This is a genomic window from Nocardioides sp., assembly GCF_035503875.1.
In the GTDB taxonomy this organism is placed as follows: Bacteria; Actinomycetota; Actinomycetes; order Propionibacteriales; family Nocardioidaceae; genus Nocardioides.
The window spans coordinates 1-4,055 of record NZ_DATJTA010000076.1 but is presented as its reverse complement, the minus strand read 5'-3'; the positions used below and the strand labels follow the sequence as shown (position 1 = coordinate 4,055).

Sequence of the window (4,055 nt, the reverse complement as noted above, 5' to 3'; positions counted from 1 at the left end):
CATGGTCCTCGTCGGGCCGTCCGGCTGCGGGAAGACCACTGCACTGCGCATGATCGCTGGCCTGGAGACGATTACCGAAGGCGAGCTGCGGATCGGCGAGAAGGTCGTGAACACTGTCCCGCCGCGCGACCGTGACGTGGCCATGGTGTTCCAGTCCTATGCGCTCTACCCGCACATGACGGTGCGGCAGAACATCGCGTTTCCCTTGACTTTGGCGAAGATGAAGAAGGCTGAGATCGCGGCTAAGGTCGCCGACACGGCGCGCATTCTCGACCTGGCCGATCTTCTGGATCGCAAGCCCGCGCAGTTGTCCGGTGGGCAGCGCCAGCGCGTCGCGATGGGCCGGGCGATCGTGCGCCATCCCAAGGCCTTCCTGATGGACGAGCCGCTGTCCAACCTGGACGCTAAGCTGCGGGTGCAGATGCGCGGGGAGATCGCCCGGCTGCAACGCCGGCTGGGCACCACCACCGTCTACGTCACCCACGACCAGACCGAGGCGATGACGCTGGGCGACCGGGTCGCGGTGCTGAAGCGAGGCGTGCTGCAGCAGCTGGCCACGCCGCGTGAGCTCTACGAGAACCCGGGCAACCTCTTCGTCGCCGGCTTCATCGGCTCCCCGCCGATGAACTTCCTGCCCGCGGAGGTCGACGGGACCTCGGTGAAACTGCCGTTCGGCACCGTCCAGCTCCCCGCCGAGAAGGCGGAGAAGGCGGCCGGCAAGGGGCTGCTGATCGCCGGCATCCGGCCCGAGCACTTCGAGGACGCCTCGGTGAAGACCGACGCCGAGAGCGGCTCGACGTTCCGGGCCAAGGTCGACGTCGTGGAGTGGCTCGGCAACGAGGCGTACGCCTACCTGCCGTTCGAGGCGCCCCCGGAGGTCCAGGAGCAGCTGCGCCAGCTCGAGCGCGACCTGGACGGCGAGGCGCTGCGGACCCAGCTCGTCGTCTCGCTGGACGGCTCGAGCCGGATCGCCGAGGGCGACGAGGCGGAGATCTGGGTGAACTCCGCCAAGATCCACCTCTTCGACCCGGCCACCGGCGAGAACCTCACCGTCGACCGGTCGCACGCGGGCCGGCTGATGGACGACGCGATGGCCGACGCCGCCGAGCAGCCCGCGGCCGCCGGCTGAGCGACCGCCCGGACCCCGGATTCTTGTCGCACGGGTGACAGGATCCGGGGTCCGTCGCCGGAACCGGCGACAACTCCCCCAACGGCGTACCTAACGTCATTCGGAGCGGCACCCCACGAGGCGGCGGCCGCGACCGAGAGGGGTGGCGATGAGTCACGGTGCGGTCTGGTCGGGTCCTGTCAGGTCGGAGCGGGTGCGATCGCCCCGCGGGTCGATCACCGGCCGCGGCAGGCGCCGACGGCGGCACCGGAGCGCACGCTGCACCACCTCCCCCGCCCGGTGGCGGGCCCGCTGCCGGCCCTGGGGCTAGCCCGCCCTACTCCGCCCGGCGCAGCCGCTTGCGCTTCTCGCCGGGCATCGGCTTGCGCACGACGGTGACCGCGCCCATCAGGGCGATCCCGCGCACGCGCACGTGCGGGGACGACGGCCCGAGCTCCGGCTCGACCTTCGCCCGGCCCTCCTCGAAGGCGCCCATGATCCCGATGCCTTCGACCGTGACCCGAGTCCAGGCGTTGACGATGACGTCGATCCCACCCATGACGGCGTTGGCGTTGATGACGACCTCCGGAGTCGTGAAGACCGCCTCCCGCAGGTCGACGTTGACCCCGCCCATCAGCGTGAACGAGGTGTGGCTGGGCGGGACCAGCCACACGCCCTTGCGGTCGGCGCCGCTCATCACCGCGATGCTCGTGGAGTACGTCGGGGCGTCGACCGGCACCTGGGCCGCCGTACCCGGGCGGGGCGCGACCACCATGCCGGGCGGCACCGCCGGCTCCGCGCCGGGCAGGTCGGCGACCAGCGGCACCAGGTCGGCGTACACCTTGGCGGCGTACGCCGCCTCCAGGCGCTCGTCCAGCTCGTCCAGGTCGATCCGGCCCTCACCCGCGGCCTTCCGGAGGAACTCGGCGGTCCGGTGCCGGTCGTCGTCGGAGATCCGCTGCTGGTGGGGCTCTGTCACCGTCTTAGGGTAGGCCGTCCCCCTCCGGGGTGTGGGTCCTGCCATGCGGGCGCCGCGCAGGGCGTAATCTGAGCGCTCGTGTCCAGCGATGCCGATTTCCTGTACTCCGACCTCCTGCCCGTGGGGAAGGACGAGACGCCGTACCGGCTGATCACGACCGAGGGCGTCTCGACCTTCGAGGCCGACGGCCAGACGTTCCTGCGGGTCGCGCCCGAGGCGATCCAGCGGCTGACCACCGAGGCGATGCACGACATCTCCCACTACCTGCGGCCGGCGCACCTGGCGCAGCTGCGGAAGATCATCGACGACCCGGAGGCGTCCGGGAACGACCGCTTCGTCGCGCTGGACCTGCTGAAGAACGTCAACATCTCCGCCGGCGGCGTGCTGCCGATGTGCCAGGACACCGGCACGGCGATCGTGATGGGCAAGAAGTCCGAGGGCGTGCTCACCGGCGCCGACGACGGCGAGGCGATCAGCCGCGGCGTGTACGACGCGTACACCCAGCTCAACCTGCGCTACAGCCAGCTGGCCCCGCTGACGACGTACGAGGAGAAGAACACCGGCACGAACCTGCCGGCCCAGATCGAGCTGTACTCCACCCCGCAGACGTCGGGGAAGCCGGAGTACAAGTTCCTCTTCATGGCCAAGGGCGGCGGCTCGGCCAACAAGTCGTTCCTGTTCCAGGAGACGAAGGCGATCCTCAACCCGAAGCGGATGCTGGAGTTCCTGGACGAGAAGATCCGCTCCCTGGGCACGGCCGCGTGCCCGCCGTACCACCTGGCCGTGGTGATCGGCGGCACGAGCGCGGAGTTCGCGCTGAAGACGGCCAAGTACGCCTCCGCGCACTACCTGGACAACCTGCCCACCTCCGGCAGCATGAGCGCGCACGGATTCCGCGACCTGGAGCTCGAGGAGGAGGTCTTCAAGCTCACCCAGTCGTTCGGGATCGGCGCGCAGTTCGGCGGCAAGTACTTCTGCCACGACGTCCGGGTGGTCCGCCTCCCCCGCCACGGCGCGTCCTGCCCGGTCGCGATCGCGGTGTCCTGCTCGGCCGACCGGCAGGCGCTCGGCAAGATCACGCCCGAGGGCGTCTTCCTCGAGCAGCTGGAGACCGACCCGGCCCAGTACATGCCCGACGCGGGCGTGGCCGAGGACATCGCCGGCGGCGAGGTCGTCCCGATCGACCTCACCCTGCCGATGGAGGAGATCCTCGCCGAGCTGCGCAAGCACCCGGTGAAGACGCGGCTCTCGCTCACCGGCCCGCTCGTCGTGGCGCGCGACATCGCGCACGCGAAGATCAAGGAGCGCCTCGACGCCGGCGAGGAGATGCCGCAGTACCTGAAGGACCACCCGGTCTACTACGCCGGACCCGCCAAGACCCCCGAGGGGATGGCGTCCGGTTCGTTCGGTCCGACGACCGCGGGCCGGATGGACTCCTACGTCGAGCAGTTCCAGGCCGCCGGCGGCTCGATGGTGATGCTCGCGAAGGGCAACCGCTCGAAGGTCGTCACCGAGGCCTGCCACACCCACGGCGGCTTCTACCTCGGCTCCATCGGCGGCCCCGCGGCGCGCCTGGCCCAGGACTGCATCAAGAGCCAGGAGGTCATCGAGTACCCCGAGCTCGGCATGGAGGCGGTCTGGAAGATCGAGGTCGAGGACTTCCCCGCCTTCATCGTCGTCGACCACCAGGGCAACGACTTCTTCACCGACCCCTCCGGCACGGTGACCGTCCCCGTCACCGGTTTGAGGGTCCGCTCCGCCCAGTAAGCCGAGTCGGCAGAACTTGCGCGTCGAGTCGGCAGTACTTGTAGACAGTCCGTCTACAAGTACTGCCGACTCGGGCTCTCCTGCTGAATGTGTGGGTGGGTTGAGCGTGCCGTAGACGAGCGCACGCCGCTCTCTGCCTAGGTTCTGGAGCTATCTAGGAACCGGAACCGGGCGTCAAGGAGAGCGGCGTGCGTGATGTCA

3 protein-coding genes are annotated in these 4,055 nt (G+C 69.7%); 2 read left to right on the top strand and 1 reads right to left on the bottom strand.

Features of this window, described 5'->3' with window-relative positions:
- A partial coding sequence (locus tag VMF51_RS17535; RefSeq protein ID WP_325475747.1) for a sn-glycerol-3-phosphate ABC transporter ATP-binding protein UgpC occupies nt 1-1,129 on the top strand: 1,129 nt, incomplete at its 5' end.
- A gap of 316 nt (nt 1,130-1,445) precedes the next feature.
- Here the strand turns inward: VMF51_RS17535 and VMF51_RS17530 are convergent.
- A complete protein-coding gene (locus VMF51_RS17530) occupies nt 1,446-2,087 on the bottom strand; it encodes a DUF1707 SHOCT-like domain-containing protein (protein ID WP_325475746.1) in 642 nt (213 codons plus the stop codon).
- Nucleotides 2,088-2,165: 78 nt separating this feature from the next.
- On the opposite strand from VMF51_RS17530, the gene VMF51_RS17525 reads away from it, so the two are divergent.
- Nucleotides 2,166-3,854 (top strand): fumarate hydratase, encoded by a 1,689-nt coding sequence (locus VMF51_RS17525; protein WP_325475745.1) that lies wholly within the window; start codon nt 2,166-2,168, stop codon nt 3,852-3,854.
- Nucleotides 3,855-4,055 lie beyond the last annotated feature (201 nt).